The sequence below is a fragment of the Pseudomonadota bacterium genome, from assembly GCA_010028905.1.
In the GTDB taxonomy this organism is placed as follows: Bacteria; Vulcanimicrobiota; Xenobia; order RGZZ01; family RGZZ01; genus RGZZ01.
The window spans coordinates 1-4411 of record RGZZ01000422.1 but is presented as its reverse complement, the minus strand read 5'-3'; the positions used below and the strand labels follow the sequence as shown (position 1 = coordinate 4411).

At 67.3% G+C, this 4411-nt stretch carries 4 protein-coding genes; 1 reads left to right on the top strand and 3 read right to left on the bottom strand.

All coding sequences use genetic code 11. The features are described from left to right. Positions 1-263 (bottom strand): hypothetical protein (locus tag EB084_20355; GenBank protein NDD30619.1); only part of this gene is annotated, 263 nt, incomplete at its 3' end. Positions 264-379: 116 nt separating this feature from the next. After that, positions 380-1480 carry a hypothetical protein gene (locus EB084_20350; GenBank protein NDD30618.1) on the bottom strand — a complete coding sequence of 367 codons (1101 nt, stop codon included), beginning with the start codon at positions 1478-1480 and terminating at the stop codon, positions 380-382. Positions 1481-2871: 1391 nt separating this feature from the next. On the opposite strand from EB084_20350, the gene EB084_20345 reads away from it, so the two are divergent. Further along, on the top strand, positions 2872-3774 hold the full coding sequence (locus EB084_20345) for a DUF2461 domain-containing protein (protein NDD30617.1): 903 nt from the start codon (positions 2872-2874) through the stop codon (positions 3772-3774). 45 nt (positions 3775-3819) lie between these two features. On the opposite strand, the gene EB084_20340 is transcribed toward EB084_20345, so the two are convergent. Beyond that, the coding region (locus tag EB084_20340; GenBank protein ID NDD30616.1) for a hypothetical protein at positions 3820-4411 on the bottom strand (592 nt) is incomplete at its 5' end.

Here is a 4411-nt window from a genome sequence, read left to right as displayed (position 1 = left end):
ACGATGATGTCGGCGTCTTCGTGCACCACGCGCACGCCCGCCTCGAGCACGGCGCGCGCGGCGGGGCGCTTGTCGAAGTGGATGGTCACCACGTCGCCGGCTTTGAGGGCGTGGGCGCCCCGCGTCACCACCTCGCCGTTCACCGCCACCGACTTGAAGCGCAGCAGCTGCTCGACGCGCTTTCCGCTGGCGCCAGCGAGGGCCTGCGCTAGAAGCACGCGCAGCGGTTGTTCGGCGGTGGACACGTGGCGTTGCACTGACATGGCGAGGCGCTCTTCGACGCATTCGCGCGCTATCCTGGCGTGGGAGGGCGGGGGGCGAGCGGGTCGGTGCTGCCTGAGGGTTGCGTGCGATAGAGGTCTGGTGTGAGAGGGGGCGGTCAGACCCGAAGAACGGGCTTGACATGACGCGATGCACGCGCCACCGAACCGTTCACGATCTGCATGGGTACGTGCAGGCGGGTGCTCCATGCGGCTTCATCGTGCCGGGCCAGGGGGAAGGCCAGGTGCATCACGTTGCGTCCGAACTCGAAGCCGCGCTGAACCAGGGCCATGGCCATGGCGAGGGTGACCTCGTAGTTGTCGCCGGGCCAGCCGCTGTCGAGGTAGAACCCCACGTTGGGCGGCGGCTCGCTGAGCACGCGTTCGATGAGGTCGTCGCGGTGCGAGAAGGTGCTCGACATGCACACGCCGATGCCGAACACGTCGGGGTGCTGCCAGACGGTGTGGAACGACACCACGCCTCCCAGCGATGATCCCCACACCGAGCGGCACTCGCGTCGTTCGAAGAGGCGCAGCTGGCGCTCGACGGCCGGCACCAGCTCGTAGGCCAGCGACTGGCTGTAGGCGGTGTAGCCGGGGCGGGTGTAGTCGCGCATGCGGTCGTCGGAGTGGATGCCGATGAACACGATCTCCTCGAGGGCGCTCATCGAGTAGAGGGTGCGGGTCATGCCGTCCACGTCCCAGTCTCTTCCCAAGAAGGCCTCTTCGGGCATGAAGAGGTTCTGACCGTCTTGCATGTAGGCGGCTCGGTAGCGGGTGAGGGTGTTCTCGTCATAGCCAGCGGGCAAGAAGGCGCGCACGCGATGCGCGCGTCCCAGTATCTGCGAGTGGAAGACGGCGACGTCGGTGAGACGGCCATCGTGGCCGTCGAAGAAGTAGGGGTAGACGATGCGGGTGTCGGGCTCTTCCATGGCCACAAGCTTGTTCGCCCCCCGCGACCAGTGCAGATGTCCGCTCTCGATGAGGCACGGCTTGAAGTAGATGAACGGCTGGCGCGCCTCGAGCACGAAGGTCGACATGGCCCCGTCGGGGCTCACCTCCGCGGGCGTGATGTCGCGGTCCCAGTCGAGCTCGGTGCGAAGCACCAGACGACCGCGCCCCGGTGGATAGGCCACGCGCAGCGTGCGATAGAGGGGGCGGCTCGTGGAGTACAGGGGGTGATGGGGCATGGGGGTGTGGCCCTTTCCCCAGGGCTCCATCGAATCCTGCAGTGAAGCGCTCCCCACGTCGCGCAGCCGATGCCGCTCACGGCGCTCCGCTGCGCCGTCCGTCCTTTACCTCTGCCCCACACGGCGCTATAATGAGCGGACAGCCCATCGACCTGGCGTCTTGGCCGACGCGTAACGACGCAGACGTCGTCTCGGCCCGACGACCGCGGTGACGGAGGACCTCGCGTGCAAGGCATAGGCAGGAGTCTCGGTGCGGTTCAAGCGTCGAAGGAGGCTTCAGCGCCTGTCGCAGCGGCCTGCTCGACCCCGGTTGCCGAGCGGCGTGTGTGCGCTGACGCGAGCACCGCCCCCATCGATGCCGTCACATCTGCCCCAACCACAAGCGCGCCCGTGACATCTGCCCCAACCACAGGAGAGCCTGTGACATCTGCCTCAACCACAGGAGAGCCCGTCACGTCTGCCCCGGCCAGCCCCCACCCATCGACTGCTCCACCGCTGTCGCCATCCCCCCTCGAGGCGCTTCGCACCGGTGATCGCGGCACCGCTCTGGCCCCCCATCTCGACGCGCTCTCAGCCAGCCCGGTCTTTGGTCACCTCGACCCGGGTGTGCAGCAGGTCGCCCTCGACGCCCTGGCCTACGTCGATCGGGCCGAGCCGCAGGGCGTGCGCGACGCGACGCGCTACATCCTCGCCGAGCGCGGGCTCCAGACCGAGGCGAACGGCTGCGACCACGTGACCCGTCTGGCCACCCTCGAGGGCTTTTCATCGCTGTCGCCCGCCGAGCAGAAGAAGCTCTTGCTGAGCGCTTGCGGGGGCGGCACGCCGCACGTGCTGCTCACGATGCTCACCGAGAAGAAGCTCTCGGTCATGCCGCCCGAGGCCCAGACCTCAACCCTGCGGCAGCTGGCCCGCGATCTGCCGCTGCCCACCCGCCTCGAGGAGCCGTCTCGCATCTCCATCGAGGGCAAGCCCATCTACGACTACGGTGAGACGCCGTATGCCGTGCCCACCCCAGACGGTCGCCAGGCTTCGTGTCCGGGGCACGCCTACGGGGTCACGGTGGGCGACAAGGTGGTTCCCGTGATGGTGCCGGCCAGCGATCCCCCCGCGACGGGAACGCGCTTCCCCTCGCTGCTCGAGGTGGTGCGGGCGCTGCGCGCGCTGCCCGACGAGCTGCGCGAGGGGGTCGAGGCGGTGACGGTCTGTCCGGTGCGCAAAGCCTCGAAAGCCGGCCTCGACGGAGGCGCTCTGGCCGACAGCGGTGCCGGGGGCGTGCCCGGCATGATCCGCTTCTTTGCCAGTGCCGACTGGGATCAGGGCGTGGTCGACGCCACCATGGTGCACGAATCGGGCCATGTGCGTACCAATGCGCTGTGGGGACGCGAGGGGCGCACGTTCAGCGACGCGTCGCCCAGCGCAGGATGGGCATCGTGGCGGCAGGCCATGGAGGCCGACGGGACTTCTCCATCGGGCTACGCGCGGACGGCCCCCACCGAGGATTTCAGCGAGGCGCTGCGGGCCACGTTCCAGTTCCGCGGCACCCCGCTCGAGCCGCACCTGCGATCGCTCATGCCCCATCGCACCGCGCTCATCGATCAGCTCGTGCCCTCGTGGGCGTCGTAGGATCTCGCGCCGCTATGTTCACCTCGGAGACGTTCCGCTTTCTCGCTGACCTCGCGGCCAACAACGACCGCACCTGGTTCGGGCTGAATCGCACACGCTATGAGTCGTCTGTTCGCGACCCGGCCCTGGCCTTCATCGAAGAGGTCGGCTACGGGCTGCGCAAGCAGGTGAGCCCGCATCTCGTGGCCTCGAGCCGGTCGCTCTTTCGCATTCACCGCGACACCCGCTTCTCGCGCGACAAGACCCCGTACAAGACGCACGCGGCCCTGCACTTCCCGCACAGCGGCTCGACGATGGCGGGGCGCTCGGTCGATTTGACGGTGCGTGAAGACGTGCATCGCCCCGGATGCTACCTGCACCTCGAGCCCGGCAAGTCGTTCATGGGGTGTGGCATCTGGCAGCCTCCTACCGAGGTGCTGCAGCGCATTCGCGAGGCCATCGTGGCTCACGAGAAAGACTGGGCGACGTTTCGCGCGAGTGGCGTCGACCTGCAGGGTGACAGCCTCAAGCGCGTGCCTGCGGGCTTCCCCAAGACCCATCGCTTTGCCGATGATCTCATGCGCAAGGACTTCATCGTGAGCCGGCCATTCACCGACGCGGAGATCTGCGCCCGCGGATTCGCGGACACCTATGTCGACGCGTGTGTCGAGATGGCACCCCTCATGCGGTTTCTCTGCAAGGCGCTCGCGCTGCCCTGGTAGCGTGGTGGTGGGCGACGCGCGCTGCCCTGACGTCGCCTGTTCGTCTCACGACTCGTTCTGAGCAGCCTTCTTCTTGAGACGGCTGAGCTGGTCGGCATCGGGGCCGAAGATTCCCACGTCGACATTGTTTGTGAGCAGCCAGCCCAGGCTCACGACCCAGAGCGCGATGAGGCCCATGAAGGCAAGGGGCAGGTTCAGCATTCCCACATAGACCCATCGCGATTGCTGCTCGTACCCGAGGGCGTCGACGAGGTCGTGGGCGCGACGCAGGGCGAGAAACATCATCACGTACATGACGATCAAGATGAGTGCCTGAACGTCACGCAGCGCGTTGGCTGACCCGCCGAACATGAACGCCCCGAACAGTGACGTGACGAACCACGTGGCCAAGAGCATGCCTACCCCGTTCACGACGCCTCTGAACCCCAGCGCAACACGCAAGAGCTGCTTTTGCTGTAGCGTGCCGTCAGTGCTGGTTTCAGCCGACGCCGACCCGTGGATGTCGGGAACGGTGAAGCGCCCGCTCTGCGGGAGCGCCGATGGGGGCGTGAAGGTCTCGGTCTTGTCGGCGGGCGACGCGGCCGGTGGCGAAAACGCTTCGAGCTCCTGCTTTCTTCGCTTCTCCGCAATCCAGTCG